This is a genomic window from Ferrovibrio terrae, from assembly GCF_007197755.1.
Classification (GTDB): domain Bacteria; phylum Pseudomonadota; class Alphaproteobacteria; order Ferrovibrionales; family Ferrovibrionaceae; genus Ferrovibrio; species Ferrovibrio terrae.
This window is the reverse complement of sequence record NZ_CP041636.1, coordinates 2,000,803-2,023,084: the sequence shown is the minus strand read 5'-3', so window position 1 is coordinate 2,023,084 and position 22,282 is coordinate 2,000,803. Positions and strand designations below refer to the sequence as shown.

The following is a 22,282-nucleotide window of genomic DNA, read 5'->3' as shown; positions in this document are numbered from 1 at the left end:
GCACCAGCCTATTCCGTTGCGCCGATTTTACGACAGTCGCCCAAACCTGTAAACTGTCTGCAATCTAGAGCAGGCCTTAATCGGCGAGGCTAAGCGCCGACATCAGCCGGTCAACCGAAATGGTTTCCAGCGTCAGCGCCGCGTTGCAGATGTCATCGGCCTTTTGCCGCGACACGGTCAGCGAGGCCGAAGCCATGAACTTCCTGATGACCTCATCGCGCTGCAGTGCCCGGTCTCCTGCCCCGCTATTGACCCGGACATGCCTGGACAACTGGCGGCCGCTGCGCGTCGTGACTTTCACGCCACCCGAGAAATAGGTCGGGAAAGCCGTGTCGGGATCGATCGCGCAACGCACACGCGCAGACAGTGCCAGCACCTGCGGATCTGCCAGAGCCGCCGGCTGCAGATCGGGCAGACCGAAGCCGCCTTTCAGCAGGCAGGCCGCCACGACAAACTGCGTCGAGAACTTCGCCTCATAATCGGTCGTCGGCCGTTCCTTCTGTGCGGCGGGCTCGGCAACGATATGCAGCGTGGGCTGCGGCAGCAGCGCCTCGACAGCTTCGATCTCTTCGCCGGCGAGGTCGCGATGCAGCTCGATTGCCGCATCGGCGCAGCCATGGATGAAATGGCAGACCGGATACGGCTTGATCGCGGTATCCGCCAGATGCCAGGTCTTGCCAAGACCGGCCGCGACAGCCTCCGGCTTGGCGCCGCCCGCATGCGCCTGCAGATGTGTTTCGATCAGGCCGAATTTTCCTTCGAGCGGCCGTGACGGCGCCACGAAGCCGTGCTGCGCCAGACGTGCAGCAGTAATCCCGGCTACCGCACCCCAACCGGGATGCAGGCGTTTGGTCCACGCGCCTTCCTCCAGGAAAACCTGGATACCCGATGCCGTACTGCCAGCGATGCCCTGGGCCATCATCGTTTGCGCCGCATCAAGGCCAAGTAGCTTTGCTGCGACAATGGCGGAGCTGAAATGCGAGATCACTCCAGTGGCATGGAAACCGACATGATGGAACCCGCCATCAATCGCAAGCCCGATGCGGATCGCGGCCTCGCCGCCAGCGGCGTAGGCAGTGAGCAGATCGCGGCCATGCAAACCAAGCTGCTCCGCGAACGACAGGGCGCAGGGCAGGCTGGTGGCCGTGGTGTGGACGATGCTGTTCAGATGGGTATCATCGAAGTCGAGGCCATGCATCAGCACGCCATTCGCCAGCGCGGCATCCCGCACCGGTAGACGCTCGCGTCGGCCGATCAGCCGGCACGTCCCGGCCTCGCCATGCACTGCAACGCCCGCAACCACCCGATCGGCAAACGGATAGGCGTTGGAGGCAAGGCCGACGCCCAATGAGTCCAAGATCAGCAGCTTGGCCCGATCCAGCACCGGTGCCGGAATGTCTTCAAAGCACAGGGCGGCTGTAAACTCGGCAAGATCCTGCGTGGGCGGGCGCTGGGATTGGGTGCGGATAGGGGAATGTTGGGTCATGCTCTGATGCCTGTTCCGGCTTCTGGAGGCCAGATTGTTAACAGTCTTCAACTTAGATGGTCAACTGTTGACAATAAAGACGTCCCGGAATAGGAAAATGCCGGGTAGTCGGATGCACACAGCGCCGGAGGACGATCATTGGCGACGCCAGAACCAGACCGGCGCATGGGCGGCTGGGAAGGAACCGGTTACGACGAGATCGAGGTCGGCCGCACCTTCGCCCCCTATCCCCTGGTCGTGGATGCCACGGCCGTCGCCGCCTTCCATGACTGCATGGGCGATCGCGACACCCCTATTGGCCCAGGAACCCGGGTGCCGGCCTTCCTGCTCAACGAACTGCGCGCCTTCAAGAGCAATGTGCTGTTCCCGCCGGGCGTTCTGCATGCCCAGGAAGAACTGGAGATGTATGACTGCGCCCGGCTCGGCGAAACGCTGGTGACGATTGTGCGTATCGCCGACAAATACATTCGCAACGACAAGCGCTTTATCGTCGTGGAGCAACGTGTGCAGGCCGGCGTGGAACGCCGCGACGTACTGCTGGTCCGGCATATCCTGTACTGGCCATGCTGAAGCTCCGCGACCTCACAGTCGGCCAGTCGTTTGAACGACCCGGGCCGGAACTGACCCAGGCCCGCTTCATCGCATTTGGCCAGTTGCATGGCACGGATGCGCCGATCCATACCGATCCCGACTATGCGGCAAAGACCCCGTTTGGCGGCACGATTGCGCATGGCATGATGATTCTGGCGGTTTTTGAATCCTGGCTCTGCAGTCTGTTCGGCAGCACGGCCTGGGATCGCGGCGGGTCTTTCCAGAGCAAGCTGCTGAATGTCGTGAAGGCTGGCGAACCGACAACCTATCGCATCAAGGTAAAAACCTGCGCGACCGATACGGTCACACTGGCGCTCACGCTCCACAGCGGAGACAGACTGCTGGCAATCGGCGAGGCAAGGTTGCGCCTCGATCTGGAGACTGCATGACCATTGATCTTGCAAGACTGATGCGACCGCGCTCGGTCGCGGTGATTGGCGCATCCGAGAATCCCACGCGTATCGGCGGTCGGCCGGTCCGGTATCTGCTCGACGCCGGCTTTGAAGGGCCGATCTATCCGATCAATCCGAATTACGAGACCGTCCAGGGTCTCAAAGCCTATAGCTCTGTTACTGATCTGCCTGAAGCCGTCGATATGGCGATTATCGCACTGCCGGCCGCTCCGGCCATGGAAGCTATCCGGCAATGCGTGGCGCGCGGCGTTGGTGGCGCCGTGCTGTTCAGCGCCGATTTCGCCGAAGCCGGCGCCGAAGGCCGTGAGCGGCAGGATGAATTGAGTCGCATGGTGCGCGAGGCCGGCATGGCCCTGCTCGGCCCGAACTGCCTCGGCGCCTTTAATGTTGCGCATCGATTCTATGCCAGTTTCTCTGCCATCTTCGAGAGCGGTTTTCCCGCGGACGGCAATGTGGGAATCATCAGCCAGAGCGGCGGCTTCGGCAGCCACCTGGCCAAGATCGCCCTGCAGCGCGGCGTTAAAATCGGACAGTGGCTGACCACCGGCAACGAGGCCGGCGTCGATGTCGGACAGGGCATTCAGTGGCTGGCCGGGCAGCCCGATATCAGCATCATCCTCGCTTATGCCGAGGGCGTTCATGCGCGCGACACTCTGGTGGAAGGACTGGAGGTGGCCCGGCAAGCTGGCAAGCCAGTCCTGTTCATGAAATCCGGCAGCAGTGCTGTCGGCGCCGCCGCAGCGCAGACGCATACCGCCGCGATGAGTGGCAGCGACATGGTGTTTGAGGGCATGCTGCAACAATTCGGTGCCGTCCGGATGCACAGCACCGAGGCGATGGTGGATGCGGCCTATCTGCTGCAGCGCGCGCCACGTCCGCGCGGCAACCGGGTCGGCCTGATCAGCATCTCCGGCGCAGTCGGCGTGCAGATGGCCGATATTGCCGCCCAGGTTGGACTGGAAGTTCCTGCCCTGCCTGACGAAGCCCAGGCTAGGCTGAAGGCGATCAATCCCTATGCGGCCACGCGCAACCCCATCGATGTGACGGCACAGGCCTTCAATAACTTGGATCTCGTCCGCGACAATCTGGACGTCGTGCTGCGCGAGGATGGACTTGACGCCTTAATCGCTTTCTTCACCGTCACGGCGGGTTCAAAAAGCATTGCGCCGCGCCTGTCGCAGATCCTGTCGCCACTGCCGGTCCAGTATCCGGACAAGCCGATGGTACTCTGCATTGTTGCGGATCGCGATACGGTCGCGAGTTATGAAGCCGCCGGATTTGCCGTTTTCGAGGATCACACCCGCGCCGTCACTGCGTTGGGCACGCTGGCGCATTTGTTTCATCGGAACATTGAGCCGCTGCCGGAACAAAATTTCAGCCGCGCCGCCGAAGCGCTGCGTCGGCATGACGGCACGGAATTCTCCGCCAAGATCGTGCTGGCGGCTGCCGGAATCACGGTCCCGAAAGGCGGCGTGGCCACGGATAGCGGTCGTGCTGTCGGCGTGGCATTGGAGATCGGTCTGCCGGTCGTTGTGAAGATTCACAGTGCCGAGATCCTGCACAAAAGCGATGTCGGCGGCGTGGCGCTGAATCTGACGTCGCCACCCGATGTCGCAAGAGCCGCATCCGGCATGCTGGAGCGACTTGGCAATGCCGTCCTGATTGAACGCATGGCACCGCCGGGCGCGGAACTGATTCTCGGATTCCAGCATGATGCCGAACTCGGGCCAACCGTGATGATCGGGCTCGGCGGTGTGCAGGCGGAGATTTACCGCGACGCCGTCTGTCGCCTTGCACCGGTCAGCGCCGCAGAAGCAATGCGTGCATTACAGTCGTTACGGGGCAGGAAGATTCTGGAGGGGTTCCGCGGCCTGCCTGTGGCTGACCTGGAAGCTGCAGCCAAGGCGATCGAATGCCTGTCGCAATTCTTCGCGACACATGCAGACGAGATCGATTCGCTTGAAATCAACCCGCTCAGGGTTCTGGGGCAGGGCGTGATCGCCTGTGATGCCGTATTGCTGCGGCGTTAGATTTTCGCCAGCGCCTTGACGAGCTTTTTTGAATCGACACTGCTTTCGCTGTCGGAAAGCTTGTCCTGGGCCTCGCGAACATCAATATGGGCCCGCGCATTGCGCAGATGGCGACGCATCGCCACTTCCGCCATGTCCGGATCGCGGCTTTCGATCGCAGCCACGATAGCCTTGTGTTCGCTCAGGGCCTGCTGCGCGCGTCCGGCGCGGGTGCTCGATTTGAAGCGATAAACCCGAAGCAGGTCATACAGGCCATCGCAGAGCATCTCGGCAAGCCACTTGTTGCGGCTGCCTTTCGCGATGCAGAAGTGGAAGTCTTCGTCCTTGGGATACTGGTAATACCCGGTGCCGCCGAGCACGCCTTCCTGGCGCTCATGCTCCGACAGCAATCGCTTCAGTTCCTCGATCTCGGCATCGGTCATTTCGGTGGCTGCGAGCCGGCAGGCCATGCCTTCCAGTGACTCGCGCACCTCGAGCAACTGCTTGAGATCCTGGATCGAAATCTTCGCCACACGCACGCCGATATTCGGGGTGCGTTCGAGCAACTTCCGCCCTTCCAGGCGGCGGATCGCTTCCCGCAACGGGCCGCGGCTCACGCCCAATGCGGCCGCCAGAGCGTTTTCGCTGATGCGGTGACCCGGTTCAAGTTCGCCGGCGACGATGGCAGCTTCCAACCGCTCGGTTACGGTATCGACCAGCGATTGCCGCTGCACCTGGTTCGTTAGAAGGCCGCTCATACCCGGTTCACCATCTGGTCGTCGCGCTGAGTAAGGATTGGGACAACCTATCCGCGCCGATTCTTTGGCCGTTTATAGTATTATTGTCAGCAGTTTGCACCCTGTTTTCGGTCGATACTCACGTAACCCCTGATTTCTGGGAGGTTTTCTATTTGTAAAAGACTTCGCCCTGAAACAGGCGCCGCGCCGTGCGGTAGAGACTCGCCTGCGCAATGACTGCAGAGCCAGCTGTGACTTCAGCAGTTGCATCCACCATCAGCATACCTGAAGGATGACCCACCCGGATCGCCCCGGACTGATCCGGACGCAGCATCTGCTGCGCCAGGCTCCCCGGCACGCGACAGGCCGCCGCCAGACATAACCCCCCGGTGATCGGAACGGCCCGATGTGGCTGGCCCACAGAAATCATCCGGACGAGGATGTCGGCTTCCGACGCTTGGTAAACTCGGCCAGACAACGCGGTGAAAGTCTGGCTCGGCGCAATTGCAGCGATTTTGGGAATACTCGGCATTCGCGCTGCTGCCGCAAGATCGGCCGTCAGCCCCATCGCAACGGAGCCGGCCAGCCGCACGGCTTCCATACGCTGCATCAGATCCGCATCGCGCTCCATCGCCTGTGGCGATTCGAGGCCAGTCAGGCCAAGGTCGCTGGCGCGGACGAAAATCCCCGGATTTGCCGCATCGACGAGGGTGGCCTCGATCACCGACCCATCGGCCAGCGTCAGACGATCCACCGCCTGGCCGGTCGGCAGCAGCTTGCCGGTTTTCGATCCACCAGGCGCCAGAAAATCCAGCTTGATCGGCGCACCGCTGCCGGCCACGCCGTCGATCTCGCAGTCACCGTCGACCACGGCAATGCCGTTATGCACCGCGAAGGTGGCGACGATGATCTTGCGGGTATTGGTGTTGTGGATCCGGACGCTGGTCATGCCATTCGCCGGCACCGGGATCAGGCCCTCGTCGATGGCAAAGGGGCCGACGGCGGAGGACATGTTGCCGCAGTTGCCGGCATAGTCCACCACCGCATCCGAGACCGAGACCTGCGCGAATGTATAGTCGATATCGGCATCGGTGCGGCTTGACGGACCAATGATGCAGATCTTCGACAGCGATGAGACGCCTCCACCCATACCGTCGAGCTGACGCCCGTTCGGATCGGGCGACCCGAGCGCCCCGAGAAAAATCGGCGCCCAGTCATCGCGCGCCGCCGGAAGGTCCTCCTGGCGGAAGATCAGGGCCTTGGACGTCCCCCCGCGCATGAAAACCGCTCGCAAGCGACGCTGCATGATGATCTCCGTTCAGCCCATACGTTTTCAGGCCCGTGCGTTAGCCCATGCAATGTAACGGCGAATACCGGCATCCGCGCTGACCTTGGGCGTCCAGCCGATTTCGGTCTCCGCTTTGGCGCGACTGAAATTCAGCTTGTCGGTCGCGGCGGACTTCACCGCGCGCTTGTCTTCCTGATAGACCGGCTTCAGTTGCTCGGCGCCGTAGGCATCAAGCACGATCTCGACAACCTGCTTCAGTGTCGTGTCAACGCCCGTGCAGATGTTCAGCACGTGGCCATGCGAGTCGCTGGTCATGGCGTCGATGCAAGCCGCAGCCACGTCGGTGACGTAGACATAGTCATGCACTTCGCTACCGTCGCCGATGATGACCGGTGCTTCACCAGCCCGAACCTTTTCGCAGGTCTGGGCAATGAAGACAGCGTTCACCGCGCGCCAGTGCTGCCGCTCCCCATAGACGGACGAGAATCGCAACGCATTGAACTGGATGCCATAAGTGCGGGCATACTGGGCACAAAGCCCCTCGCCCATCAGCTTGCTGGTACTATACAGAATCGACGCCGGCTGCAGGCCCGCGGCGGAGAACGGAACATCCTCGGTGATCACGTCGGCAGTGGAATTGCCGTAGGTCGAGACAGAGGACGAGAAAATGATCCGGCGCACCTTGGCGATGCGGCAGGCTTCCAGCGTGTTCACCATACCGATGGTGTTCACAGCGATGCCCAGAGAGGGATTCTGCGACATCGGCAGAGTCAGGAACCCGGCCAGCGAAAAGACGCCGTCGACGCCCTGCATGACGTCGATGAGTTCGTTCAGGCGCAGAATATCGCCGCGGATCAGTTTGATACGCGGATTGTCGAGCAGATGTGCTATGGTCTCCGGCGTGCCGAGGGAGAAATTATCCAGCAGCCGAATTTCCTTCGCGCCGCCTTCCAGCAGGAGATCGGCGATATGCGAACCGATCAGGCTTGCGCCTCCCGTAATCACATAGACGGCATCCTTGATACTGTAACCCATCGTCATTCTCTCCCGGCTCAATCCTGGTCGTCGTTCTGGGGCATACCCTGTGGGGTGATGGTTTTCACAATATTGGCGTCGAGCGCTTCGTAATCGTGATAGCCGATGGCGTCGTAGAGTTCGGCGCGGGTCTGCATCGCATCGAACATCTTGTGCGTCCCGCCTTCGCTGCGGATCGAGGCATACAGACGCTCCTGTGCCTTGGCGGCGACACGCAGCGAACTGACCGGCCAGATCACCATCTTGTAGCCCATCTCTTCGAATTCCTTCGCGGTGAAGAAAGGCGTGCGGCCGAACTCGGTCATGTTGGCGAGCAGTGGCGCTTTGACCTGGCGGGAGAACTCGCGGAACATCTCTGCTGACGTCAGCGCCTCGCAGAAAATCGCGTCGGCACCGGCCTCCAAATACAATTTGGCGCGCGCCACGGCACCATCCAGACCTTCGCTGGCCACGGCATCGGTACGGGCGACAATGACCATATGCTTGCGGGCCTTGGCCGCAGCGGCCACCTTGGCGGCCATGTCATAGGCGCTGGCGAGTTTCTTGTCGTTCAGATGGCCGCATTTCTTGGGCAACAACTGATCTTCCATCTGCACGGCCGCAGCGCCAGCTTCTTCAAAATTCAGCACCATGTGCATGACGTTCAGGGCTTCGCCATAGCCCGTATCGCCATCGACCAGCACTGGAAGACCGGACGCGCGCGCAATCTGCCGCAGGAAGAAGCAGACATCGTTGATCGAAATGATGCCAAGATCAGGCAGGCCCATCGAGGCCGTCATCGCGGCACCCGACAGATACAGGGCCTCGAAACCGGCGGCCTTGGCCTGCAAAGCGGCAAGCCCGCTATGCGCGCCCGGGATCTGCAGAATCTGCGGTCGTTGCAGCAGCTGGCGGAAAGCCAGGCCGGGCGGGGTATCAGGGCGGTCAGCGCCAATCAGATAGGGCATACAGCGTCTGCTTTCAGTCGAAATCAGGTTCGCATGACGAACGGGTCGCGGTCCTGCGACGAGTAATCGATCATGACATTCTTGGTTGTGGTGTATTCCTGCAGGGCCTGCTCGCCGCGCTCGCGACCGAAGCCGCTTTCCTTCATGCCGCCGAACGGCGCCTGGGCAGCCACGGCCCTGTAGGTATTGACCCAGACAACACCGCTTTCGATCGCCCGCACCATGCGGTGCACGCGGCCGACATCGCGGGTCCACACGCCGGCGGCCAGGCCATAAGACGTCGAATTGGCGATCTGGATGGCCTCTGCTTCATCCTTGAACTTCAGGATGGCCAGAACGGGGCCGAAGATTTCTTCTTGTGCCAGATGGGCATCCGGCGTGACGCCGCTGAAAATGGTCGGCTGTACGAAGAAACCCTGCGCCAGGTCGCCGTCGCGTGCAGCATCGCCGCCAGTCACCAGCTGCATGCCCGCCTGCTTGGCCGAGGCGATGAAATCCAGGATGCGATTGAACTGCTGCTCGTTGGCGGCAGTGCCCATTTCGGTGGCGGGATCGAGCGGATCGCCCATCTTGATCGCCGCCGCACGCTTTGCCAGCCGCTCGACCACCTCGTCATGCACGGTTTCATGCACGAGCAGGCGCGAGCCGGCGATGCAGGTCTGTCCGCTGGCGCCGAAGATGCCGGCCAGCGCACCGGCTACAGCCTTGTTCAGGTCAGCGTCGTCGAAAATGATGTTTGGCGATTTGCCGCCCAGTTCGAGCGTCACCGGCACCAGGTTACGTCCGGCCGCCGCCGCGATGTGGCGGCCCACCTGGGCGCTGCCGGTGAAGCTGATCCGGTTGAGACCCGGCGTCTCGCTGAGCGCGCGGCCGACCTCGGCATCGCCGGTGACCACATTGACCACGCCCTTCGGGAAACCGGCCTTCTCGACCAGCGCGGCGAATTCGAGTGTGGTGGCCGAAGCATGCTCTGACGGTTTGATCACTGCACAGTTGCCCGCGGCCAGTGCCGGCGCCAGCTTGTTGGCCAGCAGGGTGATCGGCGAATTCCAGGCGGTGATCAGCGCCACCACGCCGATCGGCACGCGCATGACAAAATCAAAGACATCCGGCTGATCAAGCGGGATCACGCTGCCGTAAATCTTGTCCGCATAGCCAGCAAAGAAGCGGTACTGCCGCGCGGCAAACATCATCTGCGGCTTGGTTTCGCGGATCACCTTGCCGTTGTCGGTCGTTTCCAGCCGCGACATGCGGTCGGCTTCGGCCTCCAGCAGTTCCGCGAGTCTGAGCATCAGTTTCTGACGTTCAATGCCGGGGCGGGCGCTCCAGTCGGGAAAAGCACGGCGCGCCGCTGCGACGGCATCGGCGACATCACCCGCCTCGGCCTGGGGGATGGATGCCCAGGCCTGGCGGGTGAAGGGATTGATCGTCGGGAAACGCCGGCTCTTCGCGCCGTCGCGCCATGCGCCGTCGATATACAGCTGATACTGCTTCAGCTCGGCCATCGCATGGACTCCTGAGACTGCATGTTCAGTTCTTGCCCTTCGAATAGCTGGCTGCGCTTTCGCCGGCCAGCTTGCCGAAGACGGAGCCGGACATCAGGCCGGTGCCGCCCGGATAGTTTTCGAAGAACAGACCACCCACCAGCTCGCCCGCAGCATACAGACCTGGGATGGACTGGTCGGTCATATCCTGCACTTCGCCGCTGGTATTCACCTGTAGGCCACCGAAGGTGAAAGTAATACCGGTGGTGGTGACATAGGCCACGTAAGGCGGCTTGTTGATCGGCAGCGCCCAATTCGACTTCGGCACGCGCAAGCCGGTGGTCTTCTTGCCATCCAGGATCGCCGGATTGTATGGCTCCGGACCGCAGGCGGCATTATATTCGTTAACTGTCTTTTCCAGAGCGGCGGGATCGACTTCGAGCTGCTCGGCCAGTTCGGCAATGGTATTCGCCTCAGCCTTGGTCACTTCCTTGATGCGGTATTCGTCACGCAGCATCTTGACCGTCTGCTGGTCGAAGATCTGGATCGCCGTGCGGCGCGGCTGCTTCATGATTTCGCGGCCGAACTTGGCGTAGGTCAGGTTGCGGTAGTTCTCGCCTTCATCGACGAAGCGATCGCAATCCAGATTGACCATGATGCCGAGCGGATAGGAATGTTTCTGGAAGTTGTCCAGCACCCAGCGGTCGCCATAGGGCGGCGCCGAAATATCCCATTCACAGGCATGGCAGCTCGACCAGTTGCCGTAGGGCCGCGCACCGATCGCCAGGGCCATGTTGATGCCCTCGCCCATATTGTGGCGCGTGCCACGAACGCGGCACAGATCCCAGCCCGGGCCGAGGTAGCGCACGCGCATTTCCGGATTTGACTCGAAGCCGCCGCAGGCGAGAATGACCGCCTTGGTCTCGATCTCGTCATAGCCGCCCTTGGTGCGCACCTTCACGCCCGTGACTACGCGATTCTTTTCCTGGACCAGGCCGATGGCCGCCGTGTCGTAGCGGATTTCGATGCCGAGCTTCTCGGCGCGGGCGATCTCGGCTTCGACCAGGCCGGCACCGCCGCCCACTGCCTCGATATTCACGCCGCCGTAGAAGTGATGCTTGCCGTCCACGAGGTAGGACTGGCGGCCGAACATCGGCACGAAGCGGATGCCATGCGAGCGCAGCCAGGCCATGGTGGGGCGCGAACGGTCGACCAGAAGATTTGCCAGCGACTCGTCGGACTGGTGATGGGTGATTTCCATCAGCTGGTCGTAGAAGAACTGCCGGGTATGCTTGGGCAGCACGATCTGGTTGCGCTCGGCGTCGGAAAGATCGGTCAGAATGTCCTGGCAGACATCGTCCAGGCCATCATGGGCAAAACGGAAACCGCCGGCGGTGAAGTAGGAGTTGCCGCCACGCTCGGATTCCGGGGCGCGTTCCAACACCAGGACCTTCGCGCCATTCTCCCGGGCCGACAACGCCGCACACAGCGCCGCATTTCCCGCACCCGCCACCACAACATCATACGCCATCGCGTCCGCTTCCTTCCCTTTGCTCAATCGGGGCACCACACGGCAAACCCCGGAAATCCCTACTTAATCTGCATATTTGCCGAGGAATCGTAAATTGTCAACAGTTTTCAAGTTACCAATGTTGCGGAATCGCTTTCAAGATCGCCCGTAATTGCGGCTTGGAGATTTTACCGACGCTGACCCGTGGGAAATCCTCGACGATGTGAACCTCCCGGGGAATCTTGAAGTCGGCAAGCAGCTTTTTACAGGCGGCCTTGACCAGGCTTTCAATGGCGTCCGGGGCTTGTCCTGCCAGGGCTGGACCAAGCCGGATAAAAGCCACGGGCACCTCGTCCAGCATCGGATGTGCCTTGCCAACCACGGCCGACTCCTCGATGCCGTCCAAGGCATTCAGCACCCGCTCTATTTCGGAGGAGGCGACATTCTCGCCGCCAACCTTGAGCATGTCCTTGAGCCGGTCGGCGAAGCGTACACTGCCATCCTGCAGGACCGTGACCTGGTCACCGGTATTGAAGAAGCCGTCCTCGTCGAAAGCGGCCGCAGTAGCCGTCTCATCGCCAAGATATTCCCTGAACAGCGAGACGCCACGCTGGCCGCCGATATGAATTGTTCCGGTCTCGCCACGGCGAACCGGACGGCCATCGGCATCGCAGATCCGGATGGTGTATTCCGGCGCCGGTCGCCCGATGGCGCCATCCGCCACCGGCAAATGCGGATAGCCGATGATGCCCTGCGTCAGCGTTTCGGTCATGCCCCACCAGCTCAGCGGAGGAATACCGAAGGTGTCGCGCACCAGCGGATCGGTCAGCGCCACGCCCCAGCAGCGGAAATAGTGCTTCTGCGGCATCTCGACATTGGCCAGGGCGCGATAGCAGAAGCCGGTGATCGAACTCCAGGTGCTGCGATTCCTGACCGCCACCTCCCAGAACCGGCTGGAACTGAAGCGCGGCTGCAGCACGAAGGTCGCGCCGGCCCAGAAGCAGGACAGCCACGAATAAGACAGCGCATTCGTATGAAACAGCGGCAGTACGCAATGATGCACGTCGGAAGGCACCAGGCCTTCATGGCTGGCACCAACGCGAGCCGCCCACAAGGCGTTGGCATGGGTCCACAGCACAGCCTTGGGCCGCGACGTCGTGCCGGAGGTATACTGCACACCCAGCGGTGTGTCCGGGCCAGGTGGGACGATATCGCTGTTTCCAACTGCGGAAAGCAAACGCATGAAGCGTTCTGATTCGGCCGGACGCTCCGATCCCGTCGCCGGCTCGCCGGCATTGTGATCGGTGACGGCAATCCACCGCGCGGTCCGGCAGGCGCTCTGCACCATGCCGGCATACTGGGGCTGCGTAATCACTGCCTCGGCGTCGCAATGATCCGAGAAATAGCGCAGCTCATCTTCCGAACAGCGTGTGTTGGTGGTGACCGCGATGGCACCGACGATTCCGCAGGCACACCAGGCCAACAGGAACTCCGGGCAGTTGTCGAGATGGATGATGATGCGGCTGCCGCGTTTGATACCGCGCTGTCGCAGGCCATTGGCGAGACGAACAGCCGTGTCGTGGAATTCCGCGTAAGTCAGTGTCTGCGCGGGCCGGTCGAACGGCTCGAAGACGATGAAGGGATGGCCGCCACGCCGCTGCGCCTGCGCGGCCAGCAGCCATTCCAGGTTCATGCCTTCAAACGGATTGTAAGACTCCGGGAAATAGGCCATGCGGCGCGCCGGCTTTATTTTGCGTCGTCGGGTTCGAAAACCGGCAGCGCACCGCCGTCGAATGGCAGGAACTGCAACCTGACGCGTTGCCCGATCGCCAAAGCGTCCAGATCGCAGTTGATCACGTTGCTCAGCATCATCGTGCCCTCGGCAAGCTCGATATAGGCAATCGCATAGGGAACCGGTGCTTTGCGCATGACCGAAAAGGAGTGGATCACGCCGCGGCCCGGGCTGTCGCGCCATTCGGTCTCGTCGCTGAAACACAGCGGACAGATCGAACGCGGATAGTAATGATGCTGCTTGCAGCTGCGACAGTAACGCAGGGCGAGCTTGCCGTTGCGTGCTGCTTCCCAGAAATGTGCTGTTTCCGGGCTGATTGTGGGAGGCATCACCTCGCGCTGGACTTGAGTCATGGCGTGGTCACTCCCGTTCCATAATCAGGGTTGCGCTGCAATGCCGGTTGGCCAGCGCCGCGCCGCCGATCGCATTGGCCAGGGCCAGGCGGCAATCCTTGACCTGAACCTTCGGATGCGCCTCGCCACGCAACTGGCGCACGGCTTCGATCACCTTGGTGATGCCGCCGCGATTGGCCGGATGGTTGTTGCACAACCCGCCGCCGTCCGTATTGAATGGCAGCTTGCCAACACCGGAAATCAGGTTGCCATCAGCGACGAACCGCCCGCCCTCGCCTTTGGCACAGAAACCGAGATCCTCGATCTGGATCAGCGTCGTAATGGTGAAGCTGTCGTAGAGCGAGACATAATCGATATCCGCGGGCGTAATACCGGCTTCGGCAAAGGCGGTTGCACCGGAAACCGCAGCGGCAGAGACGGTCGTGACCACGCGACCGCCCGCACTATGCTTGATCGCTTCGCCAGTGCCCCGCACTTTCACCAGCGGCCGTTTCAGCCGGTGGGCGATATCTTCCCGCGCCACAATGATGGCGCCGCCGCCATCGGTGATGACACAGCAATCCAGCCGACGCAGCGGATCGGCAATCACCGGCGAGGCCATCACCTCCTCCACCGTGACCACATCGCGCAGCAGCGCATTCGGATTGTGCTGGGCATGATGTGAGGCCGCGACCTTGATCCAGGCCAACTGCTCGCCCGTGGTGCCATATTCATACATGTGCCGCGCCGCCGACATGGCATACATGTTGACGACCGTGGCGCCGAACGGGGCTTCGAAGGGCACATCCGGCGAGGCCGCATTGTAAATCCGCGGCGTGGTGCCCGTGGCGACACCTTCGGAACGCGGCCGGCCACCCAGCGTGATCAGCGCGACGCTGCATTTACCCGCCGCAATCGCCTGTGCCGCATGACCGACATCCAGTACATAACTGGCGCCGCCAGCCTCGGTGGCATCGAAATGCCGCAGTTTCAGGCCAAGATACTCGACAGTCTGGATTCCGCCGGGCGCATCGCCACCACAGAAGTAACCATCAACATCCGCCGCGGTAAGCCCGGCGTCACGCAGGGCGCCGAGCGCGGATTCCGCGTGGAGCTGCACCACCGATTTGTCTGTGGCTTTCCGCGTCGGATGCTCGTAGACGCCGACGATATACGATCTGCTATGCGTGCTCATGCCCGGCGGCCTTCCTCAGATCGGATCCCAGCCGATGATATCGGCCGTGCGGCTGAGCGGCAGGAAGTTGCTCTCCATCGCCGGCATACCATGCTCGGCGATGCTCTGCGGCGTCCAGCCTTCGCTGCGATGCGTCGAGCGGATAGGCCGATGCTGGCTGAACAGGAAGATTTCGTTCATACGCGAGCCGAAGATCTGCCCGCTCACATTCTCGGACAGGTCGCTGGCGAGATAGACCGCCAGCGGCGCGATCTTTTCCGGACCCATTTCCTGCAACCGCTGCACACGACGTTCCTTTTCCGGATCGCCCTCGGTCGGAATGGTGCCGATCAGCCGGCTCCAGGCAAATGGTGCGATGCAGTTGGAGCGCACATTGTAGCGCTGCATGTCCATCGCGATGCCCTTGGACAGGCCGACGACGCCGAGCTTGGCCGCCGCGTAGTTGCTCTGCCCGAAATTGCCGATCAGGCCCGAGGTCGAGGTGAAATGCACATAGGAGCCGCTGTTCTGCTCCTTGAAATATGGCGCCGCCGCGCGCGCGACGTAGAAGCTGCCGAGCAGATGGACCTTGATCACCATCTCGAAATCGACCACCGACATGCGGTGGAAGATACGGTCGCGCAGGATGCCGGCGTTGTTCACCACGCAGTCGATCTGGCCGAAGCTGTCGATCGCAGTCTTGATGATGTTGTTGGCACCGGAGGCTTCCGCGACGCTGTCGGTATTCGCGACGGCCTTGCCGCCCGCCTTGCGGATTTCCTCGACAACAGATTCGGCCGGCGAGGCATCGGCGCCGCCCTCACCATCGGACGCACCGCCCAGATCGTTGACCACCACCTTGGCGCCCTGTTCGGCTGCCAGCAACGCAATGGCGCGGCCGATGCCACGGCCAGCGCCGGTTATGACGATCACCTTGTCTTTCAGGCATTCTGCGGTTGTCATTTTCTTTCTCCTGACTGCTCTATTTTTGTGAACTATCAATTGCAATACCGGCCGCTAGATCACCCGCGGGGCATTCTCCCAGTAGGGCTCACGCAGCCGGCGCTTGAGCAGCTTGCCGGCGTCGTCGCGCGGCAGGCTGTCACGAAACTCGATCGCTTTGGGTAACTTGAATCGCGCCAGTCTCTGGCCAAGCTCTTTGCGGATCGCGGCCTCGTCGGTGCTGCCGTCCTGTACCACCAGGGCCAACACGGCTTCGCCGAATTCCGCATCGGGAATGCCGATCACCGCGCAGTCCAGCACCGCGGGCATCGACAGCAGCGCGGCTTCCACCTCCGAAGGGTAGATGTTCACGCCGCCTGAAATGACCATGTCTTTCTTGCGGTCGCACAGGAACAGGAAGCCCTCGGCATCCAGGTAGCCGATATCGCCACCGGTGATCAGGCCGTTGCGCCCGATCTGCTGCCGGTCCTCACTGCGATTGTGGTAGGTGAAGTCAGGCAGGAAATCGAGGCCGACATAGAGCTCGCCCGGACTGCCCGGCGGCAACACTGCACCATCTTCCCCGACCACTTCGATGCGCGCTCCCGGTATCGCACGCCCCACCGTGCCCGGATGCGACAGCCATTCCTCGCTGTTACAGGCGGTGACGACGCTCGATTCCGTCGTGCCATACCATTCATGGATGATCGGGCCGAACCATTCGATCATGGCTCGCTTCACGTCCGGCGGGCATGGTGCGGCGGCATGGTGCACCATCCGCAGCGATCTCAGGTCATAGCGCCGGCGCACCGCTTCGGGCAGCCGCAGCAGGCGCACGAACATGGTCGGCACCGTCACGATATTGGTGATGCGGTGCTGTTCGACCAGCCGCAAAAAATCCTCAGCGTCGAACTTCGGCATCAGCACCAGATGCTCGGCAACCTTGGCGCCAGCCATGGCGAAGACATTCGGCGCGGCGTGATACATCGGTGCCGGCACCAGCAACCGGATACCGGCGCGCAGGCCATAGACCTGCTCGCGCATGGTGTCGAGGCGGCGGCGCTGTTCGGCCGTGGGCGGATTGCGCCGCACGCCTTTCGGTTTTCCGGTCGTGCCGGAAGTGTAGATGATGCTTTCGGGTGCCGGAACGGGCGGCACCGTCCAGGCCTGCTGCAGGCCGATCCAGCTTTCCAGTTCGAGCATCCCGGACGGGACCGCCGCCCTGGCAGGTGAAACCTGGTAGGCCTTGCAGACGTCTTCTGGCGTGCGGACCACGATCACGGTCAATTTGTTGTCGACCAGAACCGACGGGGGCACCAGATCAAGCAGATCGGCATGGACGAACAACACCTGCGCGGCACAGTCGCCCAGCACGTATTCGATTTCCGGCGGCGCCAGATGCCAGTTCAGCGGCACGGCATATGCGCCCAGCATGGTGATGCCCTGGCTGACTTCGACAAATGAAATCTCGTTGCGCATCAGGATCGCCACAGCGGTGCCGGGGCCGATGCCGAGACGGTTCAGGCCGAAGGCAATATGACCGGCCCGACGCGAGACTTCGCCGATCGGGCGCACCATATCGCCGGACACGATAGCGCGCGTGTTTGTCTGCACAGGGCTCATGCGTAGACCAGCATCCCGTTATCGAGGACGACCTTGTCGCGCTCGACCGCACGGCTGCGGAATGCGGCCAGTCCCGGGCCCTGCTGCCAGATTTCGGTACGGATCGTCTCACCGGGATAGACCGGAGCGGAGAAGCGCACATTGAGCTGCTTCAGCCGCGAAGCGTCATTGTCGCAGAGGCTGCGGATCAGGGCGCGGCCGGCAACGCCATAGGTGCACAGGCCATGCAGGATCGGCCGCTCGAAGCCAGCCGCTGTCGCCACCGCAGGATCGGCATGCAACGGATTATAATCGCCATTCAGACGATAGATCAGCCCGGAATGCTTCCAGGTGCGCAGGTCGCATACCATATCCGGCGCACCCTCCGGAATCTGGTGCGCCGGCCTCGCCGGACCCGATGGGCCGCCAAAACCGCCATCAGCGCGCGCAAAGCTCGACAGGCCCACGGTGCAGACCGGCTCGCCGGTCACGGCGTCGCTCAGCTCGCGCTTGACATAGATCAGCGCACCCCGGCCTGGGCCTTTATCGACAATTTCCTCGATATGCTGCTTGCCGACCAGCTTGCCGCTCGGCGGCAGCGGGCGATGCATGGTGAGAAACTGCTCGCCATGCAGCACATGCTGCCAGTTTACACCGGTATCCGGCTGTTTTAGCCAGAACCCGGGGAAGCACAGCACCGTCGCCATCGTCGGCAATGCCTGCAGGTTCTCCTCGTAAACAAACCGCAGGTCCTTCGCATCCGTCGGATCGTCGCCACAGCACACGCCGAGTGCGTAGAGCATGGTGTCGCGCGTGCCGTAGTCCTGCGTGATGGGCTCGAAATACCGGTTCTTCAACACGTCGTAGGAAATCGCCATGACTGAACCTCAACCCGCCGCCTGCACGGCCACTTTTTCATCCAGCAGTGTCTGGATGTCGGTGTCTGAAATCCCCCAGCCGGCAAGGCCGACGCGCGTCTTCTGACCCGCGCGCGAGGCCGGGCCGGCAATCTCTGCTTTCGTACGACTGAAGCGCGGTGCCGGCACCGGCTGCGTCACGCCGTCTATCTCGGTGAAATTGCCGCGCGCGGCATTGTGCGGATGATTCGGCGCCTCGGTGATGCTGAGCACTGGTGCAAAGCAGGCGTCCGTCCCTTCGAGCAGGCTGGACCACTCGTCGCGCGTTTTGGTTTTAAACAGCGCGGTGAAACGTTCGCGCAGCAAAGGCCAGCCGGCGGGATCGTTCTGGTCGGGCAGGCCTTCACCGGCCAAGCCAACACGTTCGAGGAACAGCTGGTAGAAGCGCGCTTCAATCGGGCCGATACAGATATAGCCGCCGTCTTTGGTCTGGTAGCTGTCATACCAGGGCCGGCCGCCGTCGAGCACATTGGCGCCGCGCTCGTTGACCCACCCGTTGCGGGCAAGTGCACCGAACAGGAAGCTGGACAGCGAATTGACGCCATCGACGATGGCGGCATCGACCACCTGCCCGGTCCCTGATCGCTCGCGCTCCCACAGGGCACACAGAATGCCGAACAGCATGTACATCGAGCCACCGCCGAAATCGCCGACCAGGTTGAGCGGTGGCACCGGCGCCTCGCCGCCACGACCGATGGCGTTCAGCGCACCGGTGATAGCGATGTAATTGATGTCGTGGCCTGCGGCCTGGGCCAGCGGCCCGTCCTGGCCCCAACCCGTAATGCGGCCGTAGACCAGCTTCGGGTTCACCTTGGCGCACTCCGCCGGCCCGAGGCCCAGACGCTCCATGACGCCGGGCCGGAAGCCTTCCATCAGGACATCGGCATCCTTCACCAACTTTAGTACGAGCTCGATGGCCTGCGGCTTCTTGAGATCGAGAGCGATAGAGGGGCGCCCGCGATTGAGTATTTCAAAACGCGGATCGCGCTCGCCCTTGGCCCCGACGGCATCGGCGCGGTCGATACGGATGACATCCGCGCCCATATCCGACAGCATCATCGCGCAGAACGGCCCCGGGCCGATCCCGGCCATCTCGATCACTTTAAGCCCCTTCAACGGACCCATATCAGTTCAGCTCCTCTCGTTGATCAGGCTACGGCGCCAGGCAGGGTGAGTTCGCGTGCGCGGAAACAGCGCACCCGACGCTCGTCGAAAGTTTCGATTTCCGGTTTCAGCATGCAGCCAGGCTGCGCATGCGCGCAGCGCTCCCGGAAACGGCAGCCATCCGGCATATTCGCGAAGCTGGGAACACGGCCCCCGATGGACGGCAGCGGCTTGCCGCGCAGACTCAGACGCGGCATCGACTGGAACAGTGCCGAGGTATAGGGATGCCTGGGCGAACGGTATACACTCTCGATCGATGCATCCTCGACGATCTGGCCCGCATAGAGGATCAGCACGCGGGTGCAAAGCTCGGCCACCACGCCAAGATCGTGGGTGATGAACAGCAGCGCCGTACCGCGCTCATCGCTGATCTTGTGCAGCAGGTCGATGATCTGGGCCTGCACCGTGACATCGAGCGCCGTGGTCGGTTCGTCAGCGATCAGCAGCTTGGGCTGGCAGATCAGAGCCATCGCAATCATCACACGCTGCTGCATGCCGCCAGACAAGGCATGCGGATAATCGTCGTAACGCCGTTCAGGCGACGGGATGCCGACTTCGGCCAGCGCGTCGATGGTACGCAGGCGCGCCTCACGGCGGCTCACATTGGCATGCGCCTGTAACGTCTCTGAAATCTGCTCCCCGATGGTGAAGACCGGGTCGAGTGCCCGCATCGGCTCCTGGAAGATCATGCCGATGCCCGCGCCGGATATCCGGCGCAACTGCGACCGCTGCATAGTCAGCAGATTCTGGTTCTCGAAGATGGCGCTGCCGGAGACCCGGGCGATCTGCGGCGGCAGCAGGCCGAGCAGCGAAAGCCCCGTGATGGTCTTGCCGCAGCCGCTTTCGCCGACGATGCCGACACGTTCGCCAGGATTGACCGAGAAGCTGATCTCGCTGGCTGCTGGCACCATGCCGTAGGGCATCTCGAAGAAGATGTTGAGATTCCGTACGTCCAGGAGCGGCTTGGTCTGGCTGTCACTGTGCGCTTGCTGCATGGGACTGCTCATGGCCATCTCAGCGCCGTCTCGTCGGATCGAGGATGACCCGGAGATTTTCACCGAGCGTGTTGAAGCTGAGCGCCGTCACCAGGATCGCGATGCCGGGCGCATACATCTGCGACGGGGCGATCTCCATGTAATGATAGGCACGCGCCAGCATAGCGCCCCAGCTCGGCTGTGGCGGCTGCACACCCAGACCCAGGAAGCTCAGGCTTGCCTCAGCCAGAAGCGCAGTGGCGAGCAGCAGCGTGACCTGCACAATCACCGGCTGGATCGCATTGGGCAGAATGTGCCGGACGATCAGGCGCGTGCTGCTGGCGCCGAAGCAGCGTGCGGCATCGACATAGAGTGCCTCGCGGCCGATCAGCGTCTGTCCGCGCACCAGACGTGCGATGGTCGGTGAGAAGACAATGCCGATCGCGATCATGCTGTTGGTCTGCCCGACGCCCAGCACGCCTGTCACGCCGATGGCCAGCACGATAGCCGGGAAGGAGAGCATGGTATCAACGGTGCGGCTGATCGCGGCATCGATCCAGCCGCCGCTGAAACCGGCAATCAGACCAAAAGGCAGCCCGATGCAGCAGGCAACCAGCACGGCCAGGATGCTGCCGTAGAGTGTAAGTGGCGCGCCCCAGATCAGCCGGCTGAATACATCGCGGCCCAGGTCGTCGGTGCCGAGCAGATAATTGCCGTCGGCCGGCAGCAGCACATCCGACGGATTCTGCAGGGTGGGCGTATGCGGCGCGATCCAGGGGGCAAAGATCGCCAGCAGCACCAGGAACACCAGGTAGCCGAGGCTGAGATAGAAACCCAGCTTGCGCAAAAACAGGTAGATGCCCGGCGTCGCCTTGGGCAGCACGGCAGCGCCCGCGAATGAGGCGATTTTCAACTGGCTCATCGTTTCATAACCCTGGGATCAAACACGGCGTAGAGAATTTCGATGGCAAGATTCACGGCCACCACGATCACCACCATGGTCAGCATCACGCCCTGGATCACGGGATAGTCCTTGCCGGTGGCGGCGGAGACAACGAGGCTGCCCATCCCGGAAATCGCGAAGACCGCTTCGATCACGACTGTGCCGCCCAGCAGCCGGTTGAACAGCAGCCCGATGACCGTGAGCAGCGTGACGCTGATATTTTTCAAGCCGTGTTTCCAGAAAATCCTCGACTGTGGCAGACCCTTTGCCAGCAGTGTGCGCATGTATTGCGAGGACTGGACCTCGAGCAAGGCACTACGCGTTTGCCGAGCCACTTCGGCGACACCGCTGGCGGCCAGTGCAACGGCCGGCAGGATGGAATGCCAGACTGCGCCCCAGGGATTCGTCGCCATCTTCACCATGCCGGAGACCGGGAACCAGTTCAGGCTCATGGCGAAGATCGAGACCAGGATCATTCCCAGCCAGAAACTGGGCAGCGCAATACCCAGTGATGCAAATGCGGTCACGAAAGAGTCGATCAGAGAACGTGGACGTACCGCGGCCGTGATGCCGAGCGGAATGCCGATCGCAAGGGAAACCAGCATGGCCAGCCCGACAATTAGCAGTGTCACGGGCAGGCGGCGCTGGATCGAGTCGAAGACTGGCTCAGCCGAGAGCATGGAGACCGACATGTCGCCCTGCGCCATCTTCCAGAGCCAGCTGCCGTATTGTTCCAGGATCGGTTTGTCGAGTCCGTAGAGAACGCGGATTTCTTCCACGCGGTCGCGGGTGGCGTTTTCACCGGCCAGCGCGATCGCCACGTCGCCGGGGACGAGCTGCATGAGGGCGAAGACCATGAATGTGGCCACGACAAGCACCGGCCCGGCCTGCAGCAGGCTGTGTCCGACCAATCGTCCAATCCGCTTCGCCCTCATGCTTAGT

20 protein-coding genes are annotated in these 22,282 nt (G+C 62.2%); 3 read left to right on the top strand and 17 right to left on the bottom strand.

Annotation, left to right across the window (positions count from 1 at the left end; all coding sequences use genetic code 11):
• Nucleotides 1-76: 76 nt before the first annotated feature.
• Nucleotides 77-1,486 (bottom strand): MmgE/PrpD family protein, encoded by a 1,410-nt coding sequence (locus FNB15_RS09830; RefSeq protein WP_144068530.1) that lies wholly within the window; start codon nt 1,484-1,486, stop codon nt 77-79.
• A gap of 138 nt (nt 1,487-1,624) precedes the next feature.
• Between FNB15_RS09830 and FNB15_RS09825 the strand changes: the two genes are divergently transcribed.
• The 3 genes from FNB15_RS09825 to FNB15_RS09815 are packed head-to-tail and all read left to right on the top strand — an operon-like array spanning nt 1,625 to nt 4,520.
• Entirely contained in the window at nt 1,625-2,056 is a 432-nt protein-coding gene (locus tag FNB15_RS09825) for a hotdog family protein (protein ID WP_144068529.1), read from the top strand.
• Entirely contained in the window at nt 2,050-2,466 is a 417-nt protein-coding gene (locus FNB15_RS09820) for a MaoC family dehydratase (protein WP_144068528.1), read from the top strand. Before FNB15_RS09825 ends, FNB15_RS09820 begins: the two co-directional genes overlap by 7 nt.
• Nucleotides 2,463-4,520 (top strand): acetate--CoA ligase family protein, encoded by a 2,058-nt coding sequence (locus FNB15_RS09815; RefSeq protein ID WP_144068527.1) that lies wholly within the window; start codon nt 2,463-2,465, stop codon nt 4,518-4,520. The genes FNB15_RS09820 and FNB15_RS09815 overlap by 4 nt, the downstream gene beginning before the upstream one ends.
• On the opposite strand, the gene FNB15_RS09810 is transcribed toward FNB15_RS09815, so the two are convergent.
• The 16 genes from FNB15_RS09810 to FNB15_RS09735 form a co-directional block, all read right to left on the bottom strand.
• Nucleotides 4,517-5,257 carry a GntR family transcriptional regulator gene (locus FNB15_RS09810; protein WP_144068526.1) on the bottom strand — a complete coding sequence of 247 codons (741 nt, stop codon included), beginning with the start codon at nt 5,255-5,257 and terminating at the stop codon, nt 4,517-4,519. The two genes, FNB15_RS09815 and FNB15_RS09810, sit on opposite strands and share 4 nt — an antisense overlap.
• Nucleotides 5,258-5,405: 148 nt before the next feature.
• Entirely contained in the window at nt 5,406-6,542 is a 1,137-nt protein-coding gene (locus tag FNB15_RS09805; RefSeq protein WP_246068836.1) for a 2-methylaconitate cis-trans isomerase PrpF family protein, read from the bottom strand.
• Nucleotides 6,543-6,569: 27 nt separating this feature from the next.
• A complete protein-coding gene (locus FNB15_RS09800) occupies nt 6,570-7,559 on the bottom strand; it encodes an NAD-dependent epimerase/dehydratase family protein (protein ID WP_185973799.1) in 990 nt (329 codons plus the stop codon).
• Nucleotides 7,560-7,576: 17 nt separating this feature from the next.
• Entirely contained in the window at nt 7,577-8,506 is a 930-nt protein-coding gene (gene prpB, locus FNB15_RS09795) for a methylisocitrate lyase (protein WP_144068523.1), read from the bottom strand.
• A gap of 23 nt (nt 8,507-8,529) precedes the next feature.
• On the bottom strand, nt 8,530-10,011 hold the full coding sequence (locus FNB15_RS09790) for an aldehyde dehydrogenase (protein ID WP_144068522.1): 1,482 nt from the start codon (nt 10,009-10,011) through the stop codon (nt 8,530-8,532).
• A gap of 25 nt (nt 10,012-10,036) precedes the next feature.
• Nucleotides 10,037-11,521 carry an FAD-dependent tricarballylate dehydrogenase TcuA gene (gene tcuA, locus FNB15_RS09785; RefSeq protein ID WP_144068521.1) on the bottom strand — a complete coding sequence of 495 codons (1,485 nt, stop codon included), beginning with the start codon at nt 11,519-11,521 and terminating at the stop codon, nt 10,037-10,039.
• A gap of 112 nt (nt 11,522-11,633) precedes the next feature.
• Nucleotides 11,634-13,232: an AMP-binding protein gene (locus tag FNB15_RS09780; protein ID WP_144068520.1), complete on the bottom strand. Its 1,599-nt coding sequence runs from the start codon at nt 13,230-13,232 to the stop codon at nt 11,634-11,636.
• A gap of 14 nt (nt 13,233-13,246) precedes the next feature.
• A complete protein-coding gene (locus tag FNB15_RS09775; RefSeq protein ID WP_144068519.1) occupies nt 13,247-13,645 on the bottom strand; it encodes a Zn-ribbon domain-containing OB-fold protein in 399 nt (132 codons plus the stop codon).
• A 7-nt stretch (nt 13,646-13,652) separates the two neighbouring features.
• Nucleotides 13,653-14,819: a thiolase domain-containing protein gene (locus tag FNB15_RS09770; RefSeq protein WP_144068518.1), complete on the bottom strand. Its 1,167-nt coding sequence runs from the start codon at nt 14,817-14,819 to the stop codon at nt 13,653-13,655.
• 15 nt (nt 14,820-14,834) lie between these two features.
• On the bottom strand, nt 14,835-15,761 hold the full coding sequence (locus FNB15_RS09765) for an SDR family NAD(P)-dependent oxidoreductase (RefSeq protein WP_144068517.1): 927 nt from the start codon (nt 15,759-15,761) through the stop codon (nt 14,835-14,837).
• Between the two features lie 54 nt (nt 15,762-15,815).
• A complete protein-coding gene (locus FNB15_RS09760; protein ID WP_144068516.1) occupies nt 15,816-17,363 on the bottom strand; it encodes an acyl-CoA synthetase in 1,548 nt (515 codons plus the stop codon).
• On the bottom strand, nt 17,360-18,220 hold the full coding sequence (locus tag FNB15_RS09755; protein WP_144068515.1) for a MaoC/PaaZ C-terminal domain-containing protein: 861 nt from the start codon (nt 18,218-18,220) through the stop codon (nt 17,360-17,362). The genes FNB15_RS09760 and FNB15_RS09755 overlap by 4 nt, the downstream gene beginning before the upstream one ends.
• A gap of 9 nt (nt 18,221-18,229) precedes the next feature.
• On the bottom strand, nt 18,230-19,384 hold the full coding sequence (locus FNB15_RS09750) for a CaiB/BaiF CoA transferase family protein (protein ID WP_144068514.1): 1,155 nt from the start codon (nt 19,382-19,384) through the stop codon (nt 18,230-18,232).
• 23 nt (nt 19,385-19,407) lie between these two features.
• Nucleotides 19,408-20,430, bottom strand: coding sequence for an ABC transporter ATP-binding protein (locus FNB15_RS09745; protein ID WP_246068835.1), 1,023 nt, complete (start codon nt 20,428-20,430; stop codon nt 19,408-19,410).
• A 7-nt stretch (nt 20,431-20,437) separates the two neighbouring features.
• On the bottom strand, nt 20,438-21,319 hold the full coding sequence (locus FNB15_RS09740) for an ABC transporter permease (protein WP_144068512.1): 882 nt from the start codon (nt 21,317-21,319) through the stop codon (nt 20,438-20,440).
• Nucleotides 21,316-22,275 carry an ABC transporter permease gene (locus FNB15_RS09735; RefSeq protein ID WP_144068511.1) on the bottom strand — a complete coding sequence of 320 codons (960 nt, stop codon included), beginning with the start codon at nt 22,273-22,275 and terminating at the stop codon, nt 21,316-21,318. The genes FNB15_RS09740 and FNB15_RS09735 overlap by 4 nt, the downstream gene beginning before the upstream one ends.
• Nucleotides 22,276-22,282 lie beyond the last annotated feature (7 nt).

What these genes read in the sequence shown, in the direction of transcription:
- FNB15_RS09740 (WP_144068512.1), bottom strand. Translation starts at nt 21,319, where the DNA reads ATGAGCCAGTTGAAAATCGCCTCATTCGCGGGCGCTGCCGTGCTGCCC.
- FNB15_RS09770 (WP_144068518.1), bottom strand. Translation starts at nt 14,819, where the DNA reads ATGAGCACGCATAGCAGATCGTATATCGTCGGCGTCTACGAGCATCCG.
- FNB15_RS09745 (WP_246068835.1), bottom strand. Translation starts at nt 20,430, where the DNA reads ATGAGCAGTCCCATGCAGCAAGCGCACAGTGACAGCCAGACCAAGCCG.
- FNB15_RS09815 (WP_144068527.1), top strand. Translation starts at nt 2,463, where the DNA reads ATGACCATTGATCTTGCAAGACTGATGCGACCGCGCTCGGTCGCGGTG.
- FNB15_RS09750 (WP_144068514.1), bottom strand. Translation starts at nt 19,384, where the DNA reads ATGGGTCCGTTGAAGGGGCTTAAAGTGATCGAGATGGCCGGGATCGGC.
- FNB15_RS09735 (WP_144068511.1), bottom strand. Translation starts at nt 22,275, where the DNA reads ATGAGGGCGAAGCGGATTGGACGATTGGTCGGACACAGCCTGCTGCAG.
- FNB15_RS09805 (WP_246068836.1), bottom strand. Translation starts at nt 6,542, where the DNA reads ATGCAGCGTCGCTTGCGAGCGGTTTTCATGCGCGGGGGGACGTCCAAG.
- FNB15_RS09830 (WP_144068530.1), bottom strand. Translation starts at nt 1,486, where the DNA reads ATGACCCAACATTCCCCTATCCGCACCCAATCCCAGCGCCCGCCCACG.
- FNB15_RS09775 (WP_144068519.1), bottom strand. Translation starts at nt 13,645, where the DNA reads ATGACTCAAGTCCAGCGCGAGGTGATGCCTCCCACAATCAGCCCGGAA.
- tcuA (WP_144068521.1), bottom strand. Translation starts at nt 11,521, where the DNA reads ATGGCGTATGATGTTGTGGTGGCGGGTGCGGGAAATGCGGCGCTGTGT.
- FNB15_RS09755 (WP_144068515.1), bottom strand. Translation starts at nt 18,220, where the DNA reads ATGGCGATTTCCTACGACGTGTTGAAGAACCGGTATTTCGAGCCCATC.
- FNB15_RS09810 (WP_144068526.1), bottom strand. Translation starts at nt 5,257, where the DNA reads ATGAGCGGCCTTCTAACGAACCAGGTGCAGCGGCAATCGCTGGTCGAT.
- FNB15_RS09820 (WP_144068528.1), top strand. Translation starts at nt 2,050, where the DNA reads ATGCTGAAGCTCCGCGACCTCACAGTCGGCCAGTCGTTTGAACGACCC.
- FNB15_RS09800 (WP_185973799.1), bottom strand. Translation starts at nt 7,559, where the DNA reads ATGGGTTACAGTATCAAGGATGCCGTCTATGTGATTACGGGAGGCGCA.
- prpB (WP_144068523.1), bottom strand. Translation starts at nt 8,506, where the DNA reads ATGCCCTATCTGATTGGCGCTGACCGCCCTGATACCCCGCCCGGCCTG.
- FNB15_RS09760 (WP_144068516.1), bottom strand. Translation starts at nt 17,363, where the DNA reads ATGAGCCCTGTGCAGACAAACACGCGCGCTATCGTGTCCGGCGATATG.
- FNB15_RS09790 (WP_144068522.1), bottom strand. Translation starts at nt 10,011, where the DNA reads ATGGCCGAGCTGAAGCAGTATCAGCTGTATATCGACGGCGCATGGCGC.
- FNB15_RS09780 (WP_144068520.1), bottom strand. Translation starts at nt 13,232, where the DNA reads ATGGCCTATTTCCCGGAGTCTTACAATCCGTTTGAAGGCATGAACCTG.
- FNB15_RS09765 (WP_144068517.1), bottom strand. Translation starts at nt 15,761, where the DNA reads ATGACAACCGCAGAATGCCTGAAAGACAAGGTGATCGTCATAACCGGC.